Source organism: Chryseobacterium sp. GTID13, from assembly GCF_056172655.1.
In genome coordinates this window covers 912043-932303 of the sequence record NZ_JAOCMB010000005.1, presented here as the reverse complement: position 1 = coordinate 932303, position 20261 = coordinate 912043, and the positions used below count along the sequence as shown (strand labels likewise).

At 35.5% G+C, this 20261-nt stretch carries 17 protein-coding genes and 2 pseudogenes; 16 read left to right on the top strand and 3 right to left on the bottom strand.

What is annotated here, in order from left to right; genetic code table 11:
- Window positions 1–62: 62 nt before the first annotated feature.
- The 4 genes from N4G44_RS10540 to N4G44_RS10525 all read left to right on the top strand — a co-directional run bounded on the left by N4G44_RS10540 (window position 63) and on the right by N4G44_RS10525 (window position 3038).
- Complete coding sequence (locus tag N4G44_RS10540) at window positions 63–839, top strand: hypothetical protein (protein WP_474926634.1); 777 nt, start codon at window positions 63–65, stop codon at window positions 837–839.
- Window positions 840–987: 148 nt separating this feature from the next.
- Window positions 988–1392: a hypothetical protein gene (locus N4G44_RS10535; RefSeq protein ID WP_474926632.1), complete on the top strand. Its 405-nt coding sequence runs from the start codon at window positions 988–990 to the stop codon at window positions 1390–1392.
- Window positions 1389–1802 carry a hypothetical protein gene (locus tag N4G44_RS10530; RefSeq protein ID WP_474926630.1) on the top strand — a complete coding sequence of 138 codons (414 nt, stop codon included), beginning with the start codon at window positions 1389–1391 and terminating at the stop codon, window positions 1800–1802. The genes N4G44_RS10535 and N4G44_RS10530 overlap by 4 nt, the downstream gene beginning before the upstream one ends.
- A gap of 57 nt (window positions 1803–1859) precedes the next feature.
- Complete coding sequence (locus tag N4G44_RS10525) at window positions 1860–3038, top strand: acetyl-CoA C-acyltransferase (protein WP_474926628.1); 1179 nt, start codon at window positions 1860–1862, stop codon at window positions 3036–3038.
- A 155-nt stretch (window positions 3039–3193) separates the two neighbouring features.
- On the opposite strand, the gene N4G44_RS10520 is transcribed toward N4G44_RS10525, so the two are convergent.
- A complete protein-coding gene (locus N4G44_RS10520) occupies window positions 3194–3559 on the bottom strand; it encodes a helix-turn-helix domain-containing protein (protein WP_474926626.1) in 366 nt (121 codons plus the stop codon).
- Window positions 3560–3698: 139 nt separating this feature from the next.
- Here N4G44_RS10520 and N4G44_RS10515 point away from each other — a divergent pair, with 139 nt between their 5' ends.
- From N4G44_RS10515 to N4G44_RS10470, 10 genes and pseudogenes are all read left to right on the top strand, one after another.
- Window positions 3699–5054, top strand: a complete 1356-nt coding sequence (locus N4G44_RS10515) for a hypothetical protein (protein ID WP_474926624.1) — start codon at window positions 3699–3701, stop codon at window positions 5052–5054.
- Window positions 5055–5065: 11 nt separating this feature from the next.
- Window positions 5066–5623 carry a DUF6705 family protein gene (locus N4G44_RS10510; RefSeq protein ID WP_474926622.1) on the top strand — a complete coding sequence of 186 codons (558 nt, stop codon included), beginning with the start codon at window positions 5066–5068 and terminating at the stop codon, window positions 5621–5623.
- Between the two features lie 38 nt (window positions 5624–5661).
- The gene (locus N4G44_RS10505) at window positions 5662–6327 is read left to right on the top strand and encodes a hypothetical protein (protein ID WP_474926620.1); all 666 of its coding nucleotides are present in this window, start codon (window positions 5662–5664) and stop codon (window positions 6325–6327) included.
- Window positions 6328–7023: 696 nt separating this feature from the next.
- Complete coding sequence (locus tag N4G44_RS10500) at window positions 7024–7500, top strand: hypothetical protein (protein ID WP_474926619.1); 477 nt, start codon at window positions 7024–7026, stop codon at window positions 7498–7500.
- Between the two features lie 129 nt (window positions 7501–7629).
- The gene (locus N4G44_RS10495; RefSeq protein WP_474926617.1) at window positions 7630–9120 is read left to right on the top strand and encodes an MFS transporter; all 1491 of its coding nucleotides are present in this window, start codon (window positions 7630–7632) and stop codon (window positions 9118–9120) included.
- A 133-nt stretch (window positions 9121–9253) separates the two neighbouring features.
- Window positions 9254–9637: a DUF3060 domain-containing protein gene (locus tag N4G44_RS10490; RefSeq protein WP_474926614.1), complete on the top strand. Its 384-nt coding sequence runs from the start codon at window positions 9254–9256 to the stop codon at window positions 9635–9637.
- 222 nt (window positions 9638–9859) lie between these two features.
- Window positions 9860–12025 (top strand): M12 family metallo-peptidase, encoded by a 2166-nt coding sequence (locus tag N4G44_RS10485; protein ID WP_474926613.1) that lies wholly within the window; start codon window positions 9860–9862, stop codon window positions 12023–12025.
- A 178-nt stretch (window positions 12026–12203) separates the two neighbouring features.
- Entirely contained in the window at window positions 12204–13130 is a 927-nt protein-coding gene (locus N4G44_RS10480; RefSeq protein ID WP_474926611.1) for a mevalonate kinase family protein, read from the top strand.
- 10 nt (window positions 13131–13140) lie between these two features.
- Window positions 13141–14070, top strand: a complete 930-nt coding sequence (locus N4G44_RS10475; protein WP_474926608.1) for a UbiA family prenyltransferase — start codon at window positions 13141–13143, stop codon at window positions 14068–14070.
- Between the two features lie 64 nt (window positions 14071–14134).
- Window positions 14135–15300, top strand: a pseudogene (locus N4G44_RS10470) (proline dehydrogenase family protein).
- Between the two features lie 51 nt (window positions 15301–15351).
- Here the strand turns inward: N4G44_RS10470 and N4G44_RS10465 are convergent.
- Complete coding sequence (locus tag N4G44_RS10465; protein WP_474926607.1) at window positions 15352–15888, bottom strand: helix-turn-helix domain-containing protein; 537 nt, start codon at window positions 15886–15888, stop codon at window positions 15352–15354.
- Window positions 15889–16667: 779 nt separating this feature from the next.
- Here N4G44_RS10465 and N4G44_RS10460 point away from each other — a divergent pair.
- Window positions 16668–17777, top strand: coding sequence for a M14 family zinc carboxypeptidase (locus N4G44_RS10460; protein ID WP_474926605.1), 1110 nt, complete (start codon window positions 16668–16670; stop codon window positions 17775–17777).
- Window positions 17778–17967: 190 nt separating this feature from the next.
- On the opposite strand, the gene N4G44_RS10455 is transcribed toward N4G44_RS10460, so the two are convergent.
- Window positions 17968–18477 (bottom strand): DUF4920 domain-containing protein, encoded by a 510-nt coding sequence (locus N4G44_RS10455; protein ID WP_474926603.1) that lies wholly within the window; start codon window positions 18475–18477, stop codon window positions 17968–17970.
- A 209-nt stretch (window positions 18478–18686) separates the two neighbouring features.
- On the opposite strand from N4G44_RS10455, the pseudogene N4G44_RS10450 reads away from it, so the two are divergent.
- A pseudogene (locus tag N4G44_RS10450) lies at window positions 18687–20035 on the top strand (APC family permease).
- Window positions 20036–20261: the final 226 nt, after the last annotated feature.

Genomic DNA, 20261 nt, shown 5'->3' with positions numbered 1-20261 from the left:
TTGATGCGCAGCAACAGGAGCTTGAAGCGGCAACCAAAGAAATCGTTAAAAATTCTGTTTTTATGGACCGGGATTCGGTGCGTTCTAAAAACGAATTCAGGATTGGTCATGATGGTGTAAACGTGAAATTTGGGCAGAATAAAAAGAGAAATGATCCAAAATTCTTTCTGAGGACCGTTGACCTTTCCGTAAGTATAATGGGAAGCGGGCTTACATCGAAAGACGAACCCTTCAATTTTTATAACCGTGATTCAGATACCAGAAATACGATCATTAATTCGTCTCAGTTTGCCTTGCGTTACGAAGATCAGATCGGAGGATTCAGAAGTCCTGTTTTCTACCGTTTAGGATTGGGGATGAGATCAGACAGATATGTTCCAAAATATGAAAAGGTTTTCAGACAGGATAATAACAGTCTTTTTGTAGATGATTTTGACCGTGGTAGCTTAAAGAAAACCAAGCTGAATGTTCATTATCTCTACATGCCCCTGGATCTCAGATTTGTTCTGAATCCAAAGTATACAGAATATAAAGGCGTGAAATATCTGGATAACAAGAAGCAACAATTGAGCCTGATTCTGGGAGTATACGGCGGGCTAAGACTGGCAAGTACCAACTATATCAAATATTCGAACGAGAACTCCAGGAGAATTGTAGAAAGAGAAAGAATGATGCACGGCATGAACGACTTTGTTTTTGGAGGTAAATTCGGGATCAGCTATGCAGGCTTTAATCTGTTTGTTCAGAAAGATTTTACCCCGGCATTCAATGACAGTGCCCTGCTGAAGAAAAAATATGGTCTTCAGATCGGTCTTGAGATCGCCAACCTTGATTTTTAAATTAATAACAAATGTTAGTTTTTATTGAATTAAATATAAATTTTGAAGTTTTTCTTTGTGTCTGATGAATGTCTTCATGAAGATAAACCCTTTTTAAAACACACTGTTTAAAAGTGTGTTTTTTTTGTATTTTGGCACTTTAGTAAATATGAAAAATATTCAGTTATTAGGATTGATTTTGGTGGTGATAGGCAGTTTTCTGCCTCTTGTTCATGTTCCTGTTATCGGAAACTGGAACTACTGGAAACTGGATCATTACCTGGCTATTGCATGCTGGATTTTTGCTGCATGTGCAGTTTTTGGTATTGTGAATAACAATGGGAAAGTAGTAAGACTTTTTGGAATACTTTTGATCCTGTTATTTGCATTCACGCTTGTGGCAGTTAAAATGCAGTCTCTGGAATATTTCAGCTTTCTTCCATTTAAATCCTGGAGAGAAGCCTTTGCAGGAACTGTGAAACTGAAATGGGGCTGGATTGCAGAGTTTTTAGGAGCTTTCCTTATGGTTTTTGCTGTAGGGAGCAAGAAAGTAAATAATAGAACACAGATATGAGACATTTAAAATTAGGATCAGCAGTTTTATTTGCACTGGTATTTTCTCAGGCTAAATCTCAGAAAACGGCTTTTGATAAACCCGACCAGCCGGCTAAATGTAAAAATATCAGAGACGGGAAATTTGTAAGGGTGAATTATCCGGAAGGAATCTGGCATATGACTATTAAAGATAATATCCAGACCGAATATTTCAACAATGGCAAAGATTATATAAAATCGACCCTTGTTTTTGTGGACGATTGTAATTATAAAGTTATTGTTCTGGAAAAAACGAATAATGATGACCGTATCCATACAGGGGATGTTTTCAGTAATAAAATTGTAGAAACTCAGGATAATTTACTGAAAGTACAATCTAAAATTGCAAACGACCAGTATGAAATTATCTACGTGAAAGTAAAAAAATAGAATAGTTATAATGATGCTGCAAGGCACATTTCATTAAAAAAGTAAAATATAATACACATGAAAGAAGTATTCATCGTTTCCGCAGTAAGAACACCTATAGGGAGTTTTATGGGAAGCCTTTCAACCGTTCCTGCTACAAAGCTGGGTTCTGCCGCTGTAAAAGGAGCATTAAATAAAATTGGTCTTGATCCTAAAAACGTTCAGGAGATCTATATGGGAAATGTGCTGCAGGCAGGAGAAGGCCAGGCGCCGGCCCGTCAGGTGGCTTTAGGTGCAGGTTTATCTGTTGAGACACCTTCTACTACAGTAAATAAAGTATGTGCTTCAGGAATGAAAGCCGTAACGATGGCAGCACAGGCTATTAAAGCTGGTGATGCTGATGTGATTGTTGCCGGAGGTATGGAAAACATGTCTTTGGTTCCGCATTACTACAATGCAAGAGTAGCTACCAAATTAGGCGACATCAAACTTCAGGACGGAATGTTGCTGGATGGTCTTACAGACGTATACAACAAAGTACATATGGGAGTATGTGCAGAGAAATGTGCTGTAGATTACAGTATTTCGAGAGAGGAACAGGATAATTTTGCCATAGAATCCTATAAAAGGTCGGCAAAAGCATGGAGCGAAGGAAAATTCACTGAAGAAGTGGTTCCTGTTGAAATCCCTCAGAGAAAAGGAGATCCTGTAATTTTTGCAGAAGATGAGGAATATAAAGCGGTAAATTTCGACAGAATTGCAACGCTTCCTACCGTATTCAAAAAAGAAGAGGGAACGGTTACAGCTGCCAATGCATCTACATTAAATGATGGTGCTTCCGCTCTGATCCTTGTTTCAAAAGAGAAAATGGAAGAATTAGGTCTTAAGCCTTTGGCAAGAATCGTTTCTTATGCTGATGCAGCCCAGGAGCCTGAAAACTTTACAACTGCCCCTTCAAAAGCACTTCCGATTGCCCTTAAAAAAGCAGGTCTGGAGCTTTCAGATATTGACTTCTTTGAATTTAACGAAGCATTCTCTGTAGTAGGTCTTGCCAACAACAAGATCTTAGGACTGAATGCCTCTAAAGTAAACGTAAACGGTGGAGCAGTAGCTATTGGACATCCGCTTGGAAGTTCAGGATCCAGAATCATTGTTACATTGATCAATGTATTGAAGCAGAATAACGCCAAATACGGTGCTGCAGCGATCTGTAACGGTGGTGGTGGAGCTTCTGCTATTGTGATTGAGAATTTGTAATAAGTTTAAAATCAGAAGCTTAAGGCTTCAGAAATATATAAAACGAGGTTTTCAGAACCTCGTTTTTTGTTTTCCGGGAAAAGCTTGATATACAATGGTTTCCTTTTCGGAAAGTCTGTCGCAAAGGAATATGAGACTTCCGAAAAGAGAGAACGTTATTTGCCGGCTTCAGCTTTACTTTTCCAGTATTCTACCAGCTCTTTCAGCTCTTTGATGCGTTCTTCGTATTGCTCGATAAGCTTTTCTGAAAGCATATTAAGTGTGCCAATATTAGTATCAACATTGATAACTCCTTCATTTCTTTCTACAGTATTAATATTTGTTTTTCCCTCGTCTAGTATTTCATTGATGTCTACATCTAGTTCCTGCGCTATCTTGTGGAGAAGAATAGAATTTGGAATGCTTTTATCAGACTCAATACTCGAAATTGTAGTTTGAGCAACATCTAAACGAAAGGCAAGATCTTCTTGTGACATTCCTTTAACCTCTCTATATTTTCTCACTTTGCTTCCGATACTCATTTTAGCATTATTTTGATCAAAAATAGCAATATTTTGTTAATATCCAATCTGCATAAAAATTAGTTTTGTAAAAATATAATCACTATTGTGTGATTAGAAATTTTTTATATATTTAACAAATCAAATTAACACAAAACCTATGAGAAAAAATTTTATTCTCCGGCTGTCATTTATGATAGCCTGCTCTCTTTCTTTACATTCCTGCCATACCGAAGATTTTCAGGATGAAATTTCCCGGCAAAGTACAGAAAAAGGTAAACTAAAAGCCTTTGAAGATTTTGAAAAAAGAATCCACACTTCTTTATCTGCCAGAGAAGGGGCAGAGGATAGTTATGCTTATCCTTTTGCTGAAACCCTTTACCAGGTTTTTGAAAAGAACCCTGAGTATAAAAAAAGCTTTCAGGAAGTTTTTGGTGAAGTAGATTTTGGGGTAGCTTCCCAAACGTTTGGAGAGGCTGAAAAACTGGTGTACTTTCCGATATTAAAAAATGGGAAACTAAACTATATTCTCTCATGTGCCATTAATGAAAAAAGGACGGATGCCTATTACAAAATTCTTGAACCAGGAGAAGTGAAAGAATATGAAATCGTTACCAATACATTTGCCAATTACTACGGCAGTATCTCTAACCCTACAGCCAGGAATGAACCGACCTATAATATTGAAGAAATAATTATTGAGTGGACCGACCCAATACCCTGGTGGTGGTATATGACCTATGGGGGAGCCAACACTCCCGTTCCTTTTCCTGGTCCTTCGGGAGGAAGTGTAAGTGTTCCTAATCCCCAGACGCATCCTATTGGGGGGAATAACAGTAATGGGAATAGCCCATGTGAGAAAATAAAAACTAAATTTAGTAATATTAAATTTAAAGAAAAATTTAGTTCTATGACTGCTCCAGAAGTATTTGACCTAGATCATGAAATGGCTGCTTACATGCGATATCCGACGTTAGGAACCAATACACCTCCCTCTTTTGTAAATGTAGATATGTCTTCTTGTTCTACAGATGGTGACCTTCCATCCTTCACAGAAGGTATGGCAGGATTAATGCATACCCATAATAATGCAAGTTGTAGTGGAGGAACACCAATAAAAGTACCATCCCCTACAGATATACAGACATTTTTAAATACATTGCTTCCGGAAGCAGGACAATATGCAGGCGGTTATGATAGTGCATATTCTATTGTAGCAACTTCAGGAGGAAATTATATGATTGCTTATAGCGGTACTAATTATCCTGGCTCTATGAATTATAATGAATGGGAGAGCCTTAATAAAAGCTATGAAAAAAAATTTCAAGATTTATATAACTATAATGATAATGTTACACAGGCTGACCTTGAAAGAGTTTTCACTAAATTTATGAAAGAAGAAGTAAACAGAGAGGGGTTGGAAATTTATAAAGTAACTGCAAATTCTTCTACAAAGCTAGAATACGATCCAAATTCACCAAATATGGTGGCAACACTCCCTTGTCCCAATTTTTAAAATACAATTTTATGAAAAATATATTTTTAACTCTATTAATAATAACAGCAATAAGTTGTAAAGCACAGATATATCCACTGAGAACATTTACAGATATTCCAGAAAATTCTTATTTGAAAGATACTAATAATGAATTACAATATTATGAAGGAACCTGGAAAGGAATCTGGGATAATAAAATAATTTATGTCAATTTTAAAAAAATTATAAATAAATATGATGAAACATTCAAACAATATAGAGATATTCTTATTGCAAGATTTAAGGTTACAGACATTAATGGTAATATATTATTTGATAATACTAATTTACCAGACGATGAGGTAAAAATTGAAGGAGGTAGATTTAGAAAATCCAATGATAAATATACATTTGTCTATGTAGATCCTGATCTATGTATGAGAACTGGACAAATTTTCATCAACTTTATAGATGCAACAAAAACAAAGCTACAGTGGAAATATTCTCAAAGTGAGAATTGGATAGGCGCAGATTGTTTTTATCATGGATGGGCACAAGCGGATCGACCACAACCTTTACCCAATGATATTGTATTAATAAAACAATAATAAAAGCCTCTTCGGAGGCTTTTTTCAAAAGATGAAATATGAATAAATATTTTTTATATAAAAGATTAAAGCAGTTATTATTTTCCATATTTTTTTTATCTGCTTCATTTAATTCCCAGGTTATTAAAGATTCAGTATTAGGCAGGCCTAAATTTGTGAAAGAATATGTAGTTTTTCTAAATGATTCCGGTCCATATACTTTTATGAAGGGAGACGATGAGTATGGCCATGCAACCATTATGCAGCCGGAAAATTTGCGAAGAAGTATGAGGGGAACATGGTTTGGGACAGATTTCTGTAGATATATAAACAATGAAACATACTATGATAAAAATAGAAATATAACAAAAGAAACATGGTACTACAAATCAGGAAAAATTGTAGATGATTATGATTATACATATGATAATTTGAACAGGTTAGTTACAGAAAAATCCAAAAATGATTATTCCCAGCAAACTTCACATTATTTTTATAATAAAAATGAAAAGACTGCAAAATTTAGAGAGCATTATTCTAAATGGAAAGATGAACCGATGGAAAAATATGTTAGTAATAAGGAAAGTTTTAAACCTTTATTTGTTACGAAGTTTGATACTCTTTCAAAAACAGATAGTATTTTCACAATTACAAATAATATTTGGAAAAAAATGCTAATGGTTCTTTTAGCAGAAGTAATGATACAATTTATCATAAAAAGTTAAGCAAAATAAAGATCTATGATAGTTTATATAAATTAATTGAAGAAAAATCATTCAATTATGAAGATGATCTTCAAAACCGGAAAATATTTTTAACCCAACATCTTAAATATGAATATGATAATTCTGGGAATCTAACAAAGTGGACTAATTTCTCCGATGGAAATCTTTATTCTTATATTATGTCTGAAAATGGAAAAATAATTAAAGAAGAAAAAAATATAATGCGGGAAAAACTTCATATATAGTCTACATTTATACCAAAGCTCAAAAATTAGAAAGAGAAACAACATATTATAATGATAAACTTTGGTATGACAGTAAGTTTGAATATAAAGACAATCATATAACCAAATTATATTATCTGGATAATTTCGGGCAAGAGGATAAGCAAAAAAGTACAGCAGTAATTGTTTTTAAATATAAGTTCGATAAACATAAAAACTGGATAGAAATAATTAAAAATGTTAATGGGAAAGATTTATATAAATGGATCAGAGAAATCCAATACTATTAAAGCTAAAGTAGTTTTATATAAAAATGATATAGAAGATTTACTTTTTTCTCATTAATTTGTTTAAACTGTTCAGATTACCTGCTGGTGGTATCAAAATAAATTTGCCTTATGAGCCTGCTGATATAATTTTTACTAAACAATAATGACATGCCTCTTCGGAGGCTTAATTTTAAACACAGATTATGAAAATTATATTTATACTCTCATTATTGTTTTGTAGTCAGTTGCACTTTTCTCAAGGAATTGACAAAGTAGAATTTCATTATTTTAATTCGGTAATTATTGGAAGTGAAATTAATATAGTGTTTGAACCTGTTAGAAATAATAAAGTTAAAATTATAACTAAAAGGAAAAATGAATCTTTTACTAAAAAGATTACTCAAAATAAGTTTTTAAAATTGTGTGAAGCAATTTCTGAAATTGATACGATCAGAAATAATGATAATTTAGCTAAAGGAAAAGATTCGATAAAGTATACCTGCCTTGATGGATCTGATATTTTCATTACATCTTTTCAAAAAAAGTCAAAAAAGAGTATTTTATGGAATGTTTGTCTCCATTGGATAGAAATTCTCCAGAAAGAAAAGGACTTTGGAATGTTGTCAAACTTCTGGCTGAAATTGTTGGGATACGAATTGAAGAGTTGTATTAGCAAATAAAAATTACACAGAATTTAAACTGAATTATAATAAATTGTGATGATATTTTACATTTAATTCAAACTAAAAATAAAAACCGCCAAATATCCGGCGGTTTTTCTATTTTTGTGCTACTAATATTTATTTGAAATGTCTGAAATTGAGAATCAACAGCCTCAAAACATAAAGAATAATCCAAGGATTATGAAAGCCTGGGCTGTTTACGACTGGGCGAATTCCGTTTATTCACTGGTTATTACCTCTACTATTTTTCCTATTTATTATTCCATACTTACTACCGCTTACGAGAAAAAGGAGTATGTGGAAGAAACAAAATCATGGATCGATGTTCCGGTAAGGCATATGATCAAGATCTTCGGAAAAGAATACCAGCCTGATGCGGTATACGGATATTCACTTACCATATCATTCTTTATTGTGGTGCTGCTTTCTCCGTTCCTGTCTTCATTAGCGGATACTATTGGAAACAAAAAGTCGTTTTTGCAGTTTTTCTGTTATCTGGGGGCTACGTCTTGTATGGGTCTTGCCATGTTTACAGGAATGCATAACGTGTTTTTAGGACTTCTTTTCAGCATTACTGCTAGTGTCGGGTTCTGGGGAAGTCTCGTGTTTTATAACTCCTTTCTGCCGGACATTGCAACCCGGGACAAGCAGGATGCGCTGTCAGCCAAAGGATATGTTTACGGATACATTGGTTCTGTAGTTTTGGTAGTGATCTGTCTGGTACTGATTCAGGTTTTTGCAAAAGGAGCGGCGCAGCAGCTTTTATTCACGAGAATAAGCTTCCTGCTGACCGGTGCATGGTGGTTTGGGTTTTCTCAGTATACCTTCAAGCATCTTCCGCAGTTCGGGGATGTTAAAGAAAAACTTCCTAAAGACCTGGTTCTTTTAAACTATAAGAATATTTTCAAAAAGCATGAAGAGCAGGGAGGTTTCTTTGAGGTTCTTAAAGATAATCTGAGTTTCTATAAAGATATTGCGAAGGAAAGTTTCCATGAGCTGTTTAAAGTGGGAGACGTACTGTTTAAAGATAAAAACCTGAAGTTTTTCCTTTCCAGCTTCTTTTTCTATAGTGTCGGGATGCAGACTATTTTCCTGATGGCAACCTTGTTTGGAAAAAGTGAAATCAATCTGGCTCAGGATAAGCTGATAGGAACTCTTTTGGTTATTCAGATTGAGGCAATCATCGGGGCGGTAATATTCTCCAGATTATCAAAAAGAATAGGCAACAAAAATGTGATTTCCATTGCTATTATTTTATGGATTGTTGCATGTCTCTGGGCCTATTTCCTGAACAAAGAAAATCCTACGGTAGAATATCAGTTCTATGGAGTGGCAGCAGTAGTAGGGCTTGTGATGGGTGGTCTTCAGGCAATGTCCAGATCTACCTATTCAAAGCTTCTTCCGGAAGATTCTATGGAAAACACTACTTATTTCAGCTTTTACGACGTGCTGGAAAAGATAGCCATCATTATCGGGACATTTATTTTTGCTACATTAATTGAGCATTTTAATAATATGCGTATTGCAGCCCTTTCCATGACGTTATTCTTTGCTGCAGGGCTTGTTCTTATCCGTTTTCTAAAAGTAAACATGCTGAAAAACAGGGATACGCTCTAAAAGTATTAACAAAATAATAAAAAAGATGTCTTATATAATCAGGACATCTTTTTTTATAAACACATGTTAATTTATTGACTTGCTGATTGGCATTTTAATTGCAGCTGTTCTGCATCAAATTAATATAAATATTATGAAAAAAACACTCATCTTATCTGTTCTTTTTATAGGAATAGGTCTGGCAAATGCCCAAAAAACGGCTAAAGTAAATTCTCAGCACGGAACAACCAAACAAGTAGATAAACATCTTGAAATTGATGGTATAGGCCACAATAATTCTTATACTTTAGATGGAGGAAGTGCAGAGATTTCGGGTGGTAACAATACGATTACAATTAATGGCTATGCAGATAAACTTGAGGTATCCGGCACTGACAATACAGTTTATGTAGATAAAGTAACCCGCATTATTCTGGAAGGCGGCAATAATAAGGTATTTTATAAATCTTCACCTACAAAAACAGGGAAGCCCGGTGTTGCTATAACAGGAGTGGGTAATAGTGTCAAGAAACAGTAATACATTAAGTAGTTTAAAATAAATAATTAGGAGAGCTGGATATAATTATTCAGCTTTTTTGGTATCAGGCTCTTGAAAAGTAAACTTATTGTCTCAAATTAAGATATTTTCGATTGGGTAAATATTTATTGTGATTTGTTGAAAAAGTATAATAAAATGATAATTATTTTTCACTTAATGTTGATTTTTTTTTATTTTATTTGCATATCTAATTAAGTGAAAATGATTAAAAAACTATTATTCCTATGCCTTGTGCAGTGCTTTGTTTTGGGCTTTTCGCAAAAACTGAGGCCTGTTGCACAGAAAATTTCTGAATTTCATGCGGAGAAAAAAACTTTTCAGAAGTATGATTTGTTTGAAGTGAACAGTACGTCTAAAAAGCTCTCAGAATATAAAAGAGCAGCTACGGATATCACGGTTCTGAACCTAAAATCTTCTGAACTGAAAAAACTGGTTAATGAAAAGCCCGAATACCTTGAAGTAAGTTTTCCTTTCAACGGAGACAGGCAGATTACAGTCGAACTTTATAAGAACCAGATCTTTACCAATGAGTTTAAAGTGGTTACCAATAAAGGGGAAATAGTAAACTATACTCCGGGTGCTTATTATATCGGGATTGTGAAAGGGGACAACACTTCTATTGCAGCTTTCAGCTTTTTTAATGATGATATTGTGGGGGTGGCCTCTACTTCCGAGCTTGGAAATGTAGTATTGGGAAAAGCAAAGAATGCTGAAGATTTTGTGAGCTATTCGGAATCCAAACTCACTGGCGCCAATCCTTTCGTTTGCGGTGTAGATGAGTTAAAAGAAAACCAGTCAAAAAACGCCTCATTCGATCCGTCTGTAAGCAATAAAGCCATGACGGAAAATTGTGTAAGAATTTATTATGAGGTGTGTTATAAGCCTTATCAGAATAATAATTCAGATATCACAACTACTACCAACTGGCTGACAGCCATTCATAATAATATTGCCACTCTTTACAGCAATGACGATATTAAAGTGGCTCTAAATGAAATCTATATCTGGACCACACCGGATCCTTACACTGGAAATCCGAATACCAACCTTGGGAATTTTAGAAATAATAGACAGACGTTTAATGGCGATTTAGCCCATCTTATCAATGCGCCTGCCACTACCAGCGTTGCTTATGTAAATTCGTTATGCGGTACTTACAGACATGCTTATTCCGGTATTTCACAGACTTATTCCAATGTACCGGTCTATTCATGGACGATTCAAGCAATGACACACGAAATGGGGCATAGCTTAGGCTCTCCTCATACCCATGCCTGTGCCTGGAACGGAAACAATACTGCCATTGATGGATGTGGAGCTCAGGCAGGCTACAGTGAAGGCTGTACAGGACCTATTCCTTCCACAACCGTGAAGGGGACAATTATGAGTTACTGCCACCTGATTTCCGGTGTGGGAATCAGTTTTAATAATGGTTTTGGGCCACAGCCTGCTGCCCTGATCAGGAATACGGTTGATTCCAAGCCGTGCCTGGGCACAAACTGTACTACCGCCTGTACTGCAACCGTTACAGGGATGAATGTTTCGGATATTACCCAGGTTTCAGCAAATGCTGCCTTTACTGATGGTGTTTCCACATCATGGAAATATAAGCTTACCAAAATGGATGAAACTTCTGTGACATCAGGGACTACGAGTTCACAGAATCTTAGTTTCAGCGGCCTTCAGCCTGCAACGTATTATAAATTATCGGTAGGAACAGCCTGTTCAGGATCCAATGCTTTCCAGAAAACACAAGTATTCCTTACGGATGCTTCCTGGTGCGACGGTGCTTTGTTTACAGATACAGGCGGCCAGACTGCAGGGTACAGAAATGATGAAACAATCATCAAGACATTTTACCCTTCTTCAGGAAAGCTTACCATGACGTTTACAGAGTTTGCACTGGAGCAGGATTATGATTTTATGTACGTGTATAATGGCCCTTCTACAGCCTCTCCCGTGTTTGCCAATGGAAATAACCTGACAGGAAATACAGTACCAGGTCCTTTTACTTCTACGCATTCTTCAGGAGCTATCACGGTAAAATTTGTATCGGATCCGGGAGTGACAGATAATGGCTGGAAAGCGAATTTCTCCTGCAATGTTCTTGGTGTGAATGAGGTGACTAAAAATGATAATCTTATCAATATCTATCCGAATCCTGCCAAAAATATGATCGTTATTTCTTCTAAAGATGCTTTAAAATCTTATAAAATTTATGACGAAGCAGGAAGACTCATAATATCTGAATCTTCATTAAAAGGAAACAAGCAGGAAGTAAATATTTCATCCATCCAGACAGGAAATTATATTGTAACGGTGGAGACAGAGAAACAAACGGTGAATAAAAAATTGATCAAGCATTAATCCTATTTTATAACCATTCAATAATAAAAGCCTGAGATTTCAGGCTTTTTTTGTTTACTAAAAATGACTTTTCTTTTCTAAGAAGCCCATTTATATGCAAATAAATTGGAATTCGGCTTGAGTTTTGCTTATATTCAGCAGAATAATTTTTAACTTTGCAAAAAGATTTATTGTCAAAATGACGAACCCTCTATTTTATGCAAAAATAATTCTCTTTGGAGAATATGGGATGATCGAAGACTCCCAGGGACTTGTAGTACCTTACAGCTTCTATAAGGGAACCCTGAAATTCTCAGATTTGAGCTCTGAATTTGAACTTAAATCGAACAAACATCTGCAGAAATACTCTGATTTTCTTGCAACCCTTGATCTTTCTGATGATTTCAAATTAGATATCGAAAGCTTTAAAAATGATATAGCATCCGGACTTTTCTTTGATTCCAATATTCCTCAGGGATATGGAGTAGGAAGCTCTGGAGCTTTGGTAGCTGCTATTTTTGAAAGATATGCGCTCAAAAAACTTGATCCTGAACAAATTTCGAAAGACAACCTGAAAAAGCTGAAGGCTGTTTTTGGTGAAATGGAAAGCTATTTCCATGGTAAAAGTTCGGGAATGGACCCTTTGATCTGCTATATGAATCTGCCCATCCTTATCGAGAATAAAGAAAACCTGGACAGGGTTTCTATTCCTGAAGGAGAAGAAGGTAAAGGAGCCATATTCCTGATCGATAGTGGAATTACCGGCGAAACAGGACCTATGATCCAGATTTTCTTTGAAAAAATGAAAACAGAAGGGTTCCGCAAAACGTTAAAAGAAGAATTCATCCGTTATAACAACGCATGTATCGAATCTTTCCTTAAAAAAGACATGAATCCTTTCTTCAGAAATCTGAAAAAGCTTTCTTACTGGGCCTATGAACATTTCCGTCCGATGATTCCGGAAAGTATTTTCAATATCTGGAAAAAAGGACTGGACTCTAATGCTTATTATCTGAAACTTTGCGGAAGCGGAGGTGGAGGATACATTCTGGGCTTTACCAAAGACTATGCGAAAGCAGAAAAAATGCTTGAAGGTTTCCAAAAAGAAGTGATTTACAGATTTTAAACAGGGTGGAATGAATTCTGAAAAAGAAACTTTCCAACCTAAAAACGATGTCTCTAAATCTATTTTTTACAGATTCTCACAGTTCGTGGGTTTTCTTATCGGTGCCCGTGTTTTTGTAGCTGCACTTCTTACCTTTGCCCTGTATGTTTCTACGTTTTTCCTCTTCAACCAGGATGAAACCTTTAGAAAGTTCGTCTTCGATTTTAAAGTACACGGCATTATTTTCTGTACCGTTATCTCAATTCTGTCCGGCGGAATTATTAACCAGTTTTACGATCTGGAAAAAGACCATGTGGCTAAGCCATTCAGGACCAGGATCCAGAGCTTTATCAAGCAGAAATATTTTTTGTATGCTTATCTTGCCCTAACTGCAGTTTCTCTCGGGGTCGCTTGGATGATTTCTCACAAAGTTTTTGCCTTTTTCCTTGTCTATCAGTTTTTTATGTGGTTTTACAGCCATAAACTAAGCAGACTGCTGATCATCAATAATCTTACTTTTGTAAGTCTTACTTTGTATCCTTTCTTCGGAATGATGGTCTATTATGAAACCTTTTCCAAAAAGGTACTGCTGATGGCCGTTTTTCTTTTTTTAATTCTTTTATGCATTGATATTGTAAAAGATATGCTGACGAAAAGCGTGGATAAGGCATTCGGGTATACAACCATTCCTAACTATTTTAAAAATAAAAATACCCAGATCATTATCATTTCCCTGTTGGTTACGACCATAGCTGTTTCAATGAAACTTATTTCTAAAACAGGGATATCAGGTTTTATGGCGTATTATTTTACGGCAGGAATGTTTGTCATGATTTTTTGTATTTACCTGCTGCTTAATTCTACCCGGAGAAGTAAATTCTTTACACTCAACATCTTAAGATTTTGGGTTTTTGTAGGAATTATTGCCATGCTTCTGAATGGAATTGAAAGTAAATTCTAGAAAATTTTCTTTAAATAAACAGAGGTTATTATTACCTTTGCGAAACTAAATTTAATAAAAAGGAATGCCCATTTTTAACGATACTAAAGTTGCATTTGCAGACAAGTCTGATGCACAATTAAGAAAGGCTTACTGGATGTTTAAAATGATTGAACAGCCTGCTCTTACCAGTCTTGGAACCTCTGTCCTTAATTTTACAGTACACAACAATTTTCCTTTCGTAACCGGAATTGTAAAAAGCACTCTGTTTGAACAGTTCTGTGGTGGCGAAACACGTGAAGAGAGTATGAAAGCGGTAAAACAGCTTTTCAAAAGAGGCGTGGGAAGTATTTTCGATTACTCAATTGAGGGTAAAGAAGATGAGGAAACCTTTGATGCAGTCTGCAAAGAGATCAAGGATATCATTAGATTTTCGGTAGGAAATCCTGCTATTCCTTTTATTGTATTTAAACCGACTGCTTTCGGAAGAATTGACCTTTATGAAGCAGTAGGAAAAGGAGCCGAGCTTACCACAAGCCAGAAGGAAGAATGGGCAAGAGTCGTAAGAAGGTTCGATGAGGTATGCAGCCTTTGTCATGAAAATGACAAGAAAGTAATGGTAGATGCCGAAGAAACCTGGATGCAGGATTCGGCGGACCAGCTTTGTGAGGAGATGATGGAGAAATACAATCAGGAAAAACCGATTGTATGGAATACCATCCAGATGTACAGAACCGGAAGACTGGAGTACATGGAAGCCCATCTGCAAAGAGCCAGAGAAAAGAATTACTTTATAGGCTATAAGATTGTGCGCGGGGCTTATATGGAAAAGGAAAGAGCAAGAGCAGCTGAAAAAGGGTACGCAGATCCTATCCAGCCCAATAAAGAAGCTTCAGACAGAAACTATAATGCCGGAATTGATTTTGTGATGAATCATTTGGATAAAGTGTCTGCTTTTTTGGAACCCATAATGAAGTATCTTCCGAATTGGTTATGGATAAAATGAAAGCCAAATCTCTGGATAATGGTAATCCACATGTTTATTTTGGACAGCTTTACGGGATGAGTGACAATATCACCTTCTATTTATCAGATAAAGGCTATAATGTAGCTAAATATCTCCCATATGGACCGGTAAAGGATGTTGTACCTTACCTTACGAGAAGAGCCAGAGAAAATACTTCTGTAGCCGGACAAACCGGAAGAGAATTGGGCCTTATCAAAAAAGAGCTTGAAAGAAGAAAAAAATAGTATTTTAAAATATATTATAAAAACCTGGCCATTTTCTCCGGCCAGGTTTTTTTAGGGCTCAAAACTTTCAAATTTTCCATTTTCATAGAACAGAACGATCCGCTTAATTTTATTTCCTTGATTATCAGTCAATTGATTAAATGCATAATCTTTAGGAATTCCTAATCGCTGAGAATCGGATAAATTTTCCTTTGTCTTATATGGGGGTGGTATAAACGATTCTCGCGGACTCTCTTTTAGAGAGTCAATTTCTTCTTCTGCTCCGAAGTCTTCATCATCTTTCATCATTGTAAACAAGTCGGGTAGCGGAACAGGTTTTCCTTTCTCATCCTGTTCCTTTTCTTCCATAGCAGATGGATCCGCAGGCAGTTCCGATTTAAGCATTTCGCCTTCACCTGTCACCAGCCAGTCCCAAAGGATTTCCGGAAACCTTGATTTAATCTTTATAATGAATTCCAGAGAGGGTTTGTTTCTTCCGGATGTAATATGTGAAATAGAGGAACGCTGTACGTCGATCTCATCTGCAAACTCAGAAGGGCTGAGATTGGAGTACTCTATCACTTTGGAAATTCTCTCATTTAAGCTCATAAATAAAATGTTAATTGCTTTACAAATGTAAAATATAAAATTTACATAAGCAAATTACAAATGTGTATTAAATGGAAGATTTAATAATAAACATTTGTAAATCAATAATAACTATTTGTTTTACAATTAATTATATTTATATTTCTGTTTATTTGTTAGAATTAAATAATGTAAAATCAATGCATATTACTATAGGTTTACAATTAATTCCGTCTTTTATGTAAGAGTAACAAACTTATACCCATTAATGTAACTAATTGATTAATAATATTATATAATTCATTAAATTTCTTTTACATGAGACAAAAAAAGAGTTTAATGTACTGTTTACATTTGTTTATTTATGAAATATACTGATTATTAGATAATTATATACTTAAAAACATTTTAAAAATTGCTTATGTCGATTAAAGAGATTTTTACTGTTTGATTCTTATATTTGAGCTAAATTTTCATGTCTTTCTATTAAAAACTTAAATTTACATATGTATACAATGAAAGTTATCTAAGTTTTCCACAATTGTAATGTTTAGCTTTATTATACTTATTTATAGATAAACAACTATTTACAGACTTAAAGTACTCTTATAGATGTTATTGATATAAATATTTTAAAATACTCATTTTCAGTTAATTAAATTTTTTGTTTTAAATTATATTCAATTAACAATTTTATCCACAGACAAAATGTCAGTCTTGTTTGTTTAATGAAGTTACAGTTGTAAATCGCCTTTTTTTGCTTCAAAATCCTTAAATTTGACTCTTGTAAATTATTGATAATGAATTTTGAACAAATCTATTCTCCGAATCCTAATTTCTCAAACCGCTATATTTCCCCTGAAAAATTATTTTCTTACCTACAGGACAATCTCAGCAATTATGTTCAGGAGATTGGAAGGTCTTATTTAGGCAAGCCCATTTATAAGCTGACCATAGGAACCGGTGCTATTCATGTTCTTGCCTGGTCACAGATGCACGGAAATGAATCAAATGCCAGTCATGCAATGCTTGATCTCCTGGAAACTCTTGATAAGGCTCCGAAATTGAAAGAGGATCTTTTTAGTAAGATCAAACTGGATTTTATTTTTATGCTCAATCCTGACGGCTCAGAAAGATGGGCAAGGCTGAATGCTGCAGATATTGATCTGAACAGGGACTTTCATAATGAATCGAGTACGGAAATCAAGTTTCTCAAAGCAGCTGTTGCTTCAAATAAATATGATTATGCACTGAACCTGCACGAGCAGAGAACTATTTTTACTACAGACGGCATACATCCGGCAACACTTTCTTTTTTGGCCCCTTCCGAAAATGTGGAACGTACAGTGACAGATAACAGGAAAAAATGTATGGCTGTAATAGGACGGGTTTATGAACATTTGAAAGAACTGATCCCGAACCAGATCGGAAGATATTCGGATGAATTTTATCCTACTTCCACAGGGGATAATTTTATTAAGGCAGGAATGCCCACCATTTTATTTGAAGGCGGACATTTTATAGATGATTACACAAGAAAAGGCACCAGAAAATACTACACCGTCGCTTTATACTACGCACTAAAGGCAATCAGTGAGCTAAACTCTGATATCGAAGGCTGGGAAAAGTATCTTGAAATTCCTGAAAACCAGGAAACGCATTATGACATTATTTACAGGAATGTAAAATTGAATACCGATCACGAATGTATTCTAGATGTGGCTGTTCAGTACCGGGAAATCATAGAAGAAGGAAAAGATGAAATATCTTTTGTACCTTTTGTCATGGAAGTAGGAGATGTGAAGAAAAGAAAAGGCTGGCTGGAAATAGACTGTACAGGGAAAAAGTTTGTAGCTGCCACTAAATATCCCAAATTAGATGCCCCTGTAGAATTTACCATAGAAGACTAAAATCAATCTTATTACCGGATCAATTTTTCAGGACAAAAAAAACTAATGTCTCTCCGGTTAAATTTAAATTATAAAAAATAAGGCACAAACATCTGCCAAATCTGCTCAATCAGCGAGACTTTACCTTAAAACAAAACGTCCTCAAGAAATATTACTTTTTGAGGACGTTATTATTTTTTATATGGAATGACTAGTTTACTACCTTGATTCCATTGGCTACAAACCTGATCTCTTCCTTAGGACTCGTAATAGCATCAATTTCAGCCTGAGGCTTTTTAGCATCTTCGGCATAGTGCTTCTGCTCATCTATTGAAGTCACTTTTCTCTCCGCAGTACCTTCCAATACAACATTTTTACCTTTCAAAGCGGTTGGTACAAAGAAAGCGTAATCTTTCATTTTTACAAAAAACTGGGAATTATCTTCAGTCTGAATCGTAAGCCAGCAGCCTTTTTTCTCACAAACATCAGTTACTTTTCCTTTAACTGCTACATTTTCAACCTTTTTGTTATCCTTTTTAAGCTTTTTGTTTAATTTATCTACCGTAATGGCTTTTGATTCCGAATTTACTGCAGATCCGTATGTATCACCTACAATAGCATTTTCTGCCGGTGGCCCAACTTTTTTCTGTGAAGTCTCCTGTGCAAAAGCTAATGTTGAAACACTTAGAGCTGCTGCGAATAATATAGCTTTGAATTTCATTTTTAATATTTTTTTCAAAAGTACTAATTAAAATTGAATAATAATTCGGTGAAAGCTTGATAAAAAACAGATGGTGCAGTAAATTTTAAACAAATTTCAAAATCAATGTCAGATTTGTTTATATTTGACGCCTATACTTGAATATGCAGAAAAAACTGAAACTTTGGGATGCCATTATGCTCGTAATGGGATCCATGATCGGAAGCGGAATTTTTATTGTAAGTGCCGATATGATGCGAAACCTGGGATCCGGTTTCTGGCTGATAATAGTCTGGATCATTACCGGAGTAATGACGGTAGCGGCGGCGATAAGCTATGGAGAGCTTTCGGCATTGTTTCCAAAAGCAGGCGGGCAGTACACCTATCTTAAGGAGATTTTCGGAAAAAAATGGGATTTCTTTATGGCTGGGGTCTGTTCACCGTAATCCAGACCGGTACTATTGCGGCTGTGGCAATGGCTTTCGGGAAATTTACAGCTTATCTCGTTCCTTCACTGAATGATGCAGCTCCTCTTTTCCAGAGTGGTGAATTCAGGATCACCTGGATACAGATTCTGGCAATAGCTGTTATTCTTTTGCTTACTTATATCAATACAAGAGGTGTAGAAAGTGGTAAACTGCTTCAGAATATATTTACAGGATCAAAGATTATTGCTTTGCTGGGTTTGATTGCGACCGGATTCATCCTGGTTGATTTTTCGCACATGGCTGAAAATTTCAGTCTGGGTACGGATTCATTCAGCAACCTTAAAAAAGATATCAGTGGTAACTTCCTTAAAGAAGGTTGGGAACCCATCAGTGGAATGACTTTACTTGGAGGAATAGCAGCAGCTATGGTAGGCTCTGTTTTTAGTTCTGTAGCCTGGGAAAGTGTGACTTTTGTTTCCGGGGAAGTGGAAAATCCTAAAAGAAACATTGTTAAATCGATGATTTATGGAACCTCTGCAGTAATGATCCTTTATCTGGCAGTCAATTACGTTTATCTGAATGCTTTGGATAGAGATAGTATTGCTTTTGCAGCCAATGACAGGGTAGCGGTTGCGGCTTCACAGAATATTTTCGGAAGTGCCGGAACTATTATCATTGCTGTTCTTGTAATGATTTCTACATTCGGATGCGATAACGGGTTGATCCTGGCAGGAGCAAGAGTATTCCAGACCATGGCAAAAGACGGTATGTTCTTTAAATCTGCCGAAAAAAACAATAAAAATGAAGTTCCTGAAAATGCATTATGGATGCAGGGAATCTGGGCTTCGGTACTATGTCTTAGCGGACAGTATGGTAATCTTCTGGATATGATTTCTTTTGTGATCGTTCTGTTTTATATGATTACCGTTTTTGGGGTTATTTATTTAAGATTCAAAAAGCCTGATCTGGAAAGACCTTACAAAACATGGCTGTATCCCGTAACTCCTCTTATTTACCTGCTGATAGGAATAGGATTTTGCGTACTTCTTCTGATATACAAACAGCAATACACCTGGCCAGGCTTCCTGATGGTACTTCTGGGACTTCCTGTGTATTATTTTATTAACAGAAAAAAGCAAACAGATCAATAGAATAAAATTGAACCATATTTATACTATTTAAGGGCTTCCAAACGAATGTGGAAGCCCTTTTTTCAATAATATTTTTGATGTGTTTCCGGTTTATTTCATGAAAATGTGTATTTTGGTATTTCTTTTTGAGAAACTAGACTATGAAATAAGAAGTTGACTATGGATACACCAAATTACAGAATGCCTTTTGTCCCTTCAACACTAATGACTGAAGGGGAAGCATCGA

Bases quoted from the DNA above. Each gene is read 5' to 3' on its own strand.
- N4G44_RS10540 (WP_474926634.1), top strand. From the start codon at position 63: ATGGACCGGGATTCGGTGCGTTCTAAAAACGAATTCAGGATTGGTCAT.
- N4G44_RS10535 (WP_474926632.1), top strand. From the start codon at position 988: ATGAAAAATATTCAGTTATTAGGATTGATTTTGGTGGTGATAGGCAGT.
- N4G44_RS10530 (WP_474926630.1), top strand. From the start codon at position 1,389: ATGAGACATTTAAAATTAGGATCAGCAGTTTTATTTGCACTGGTATTT.
- N4G44_RS10525 (WP_474926628.1), top strand. From the start codon at position 1,860: ATGAAAGAAGTATTCATCGTTTCCGCAGTAAGAACACCTATAGGGAGT.
- N4G44_RS10520 (WP_474926626.1), bottom strand. From the start codon at position 3,559: ATGAGTATCGGAAGCAAAGTGAGAAAATATAGAGAGGTTAAAGGAATG.
- N4G44_RS10515 (WP_474926624.1), top strand. From the start codon at position 3,699: ATGAGAAAAAATTTTATTCTCCGGCTGTCATTTATGATAGCCTGCTCT.
- N4G44_RS10510 (WP_474926622.1), top strand. From the start codon at position 5,066: ATGAAAAATATATTTTTAACTCTATTAATAATAACAGCAATAAGTTGT.
- N4G44_RS10505 (WP_474926620.1), top strand. From the start codon at position 5,662: ATGAATAAATATTTTTTATATAAAAGATTAAAGCAGTTATTATTTTCC.
- N4G44_RS10500 (WP_474926619.1), top strand. From the start codon at position 7,024: ATGAAAATTATATTTATACTCTCATTATTGTTTTGTAGTCAGTTGCAC.
- N4G44_RS10495 (WP_474926617.1), top strand. From the start codon at position 7,630: ATGTCTGAAATTGAGAATCAACAGCCTCAAAACATAAAGAATAATCCA.
- N4G44_RS10490 (WP_474926614.1), top strand. From the start codon at position 9,254: ATGAAAAAAACACTCATCTTATCTGTTCTTTTTATAGGAATAGGTCTG.
- N4G44_RS10485 (WP_474926613.1), top strand. From the start codon at position 9,860: ATGATTAAAAAACTATTATTCCTATGCCTTGTGCAGTGCTTTGTTTTG.
- N4G44_RS10480 (WP_474926611.1), top strand. From the start codon at position 12,204: ATGACGAACCCTCTATTTTATGCAAAAATAATTCTCTTTGGAGAATAT.
- N4G44_RS10475 (WP_474926608.1), top strand. From the start codon at position 13,141: ATGAATTCTGAAAAAGAAACTTTCCAACCTAAAAACGATGTCTCTAAA.
- N4G44_RS10465 (WP_474926607.1), bottom strand. From the start codon at position 15,888: ATGAGCTTAAATGAGAGAATTTCCAAAGTGATAGAGTACTCCAATCTC.
- N4G44_RS10460 (WP_474926605.1), top strand. From the start codon at position 16,668: ATGAATTTTGAACAAATCTATTCTCCGAATCCTAATTTCTCAAACCGC.
- N4G44_RS10455 (WP_474926603.1), bottom strand. From the start codon at position 18,477: ATGAAATTCAAAGCTATATTATTCGCAGCAGCTCTAAGTGTTTCAACA.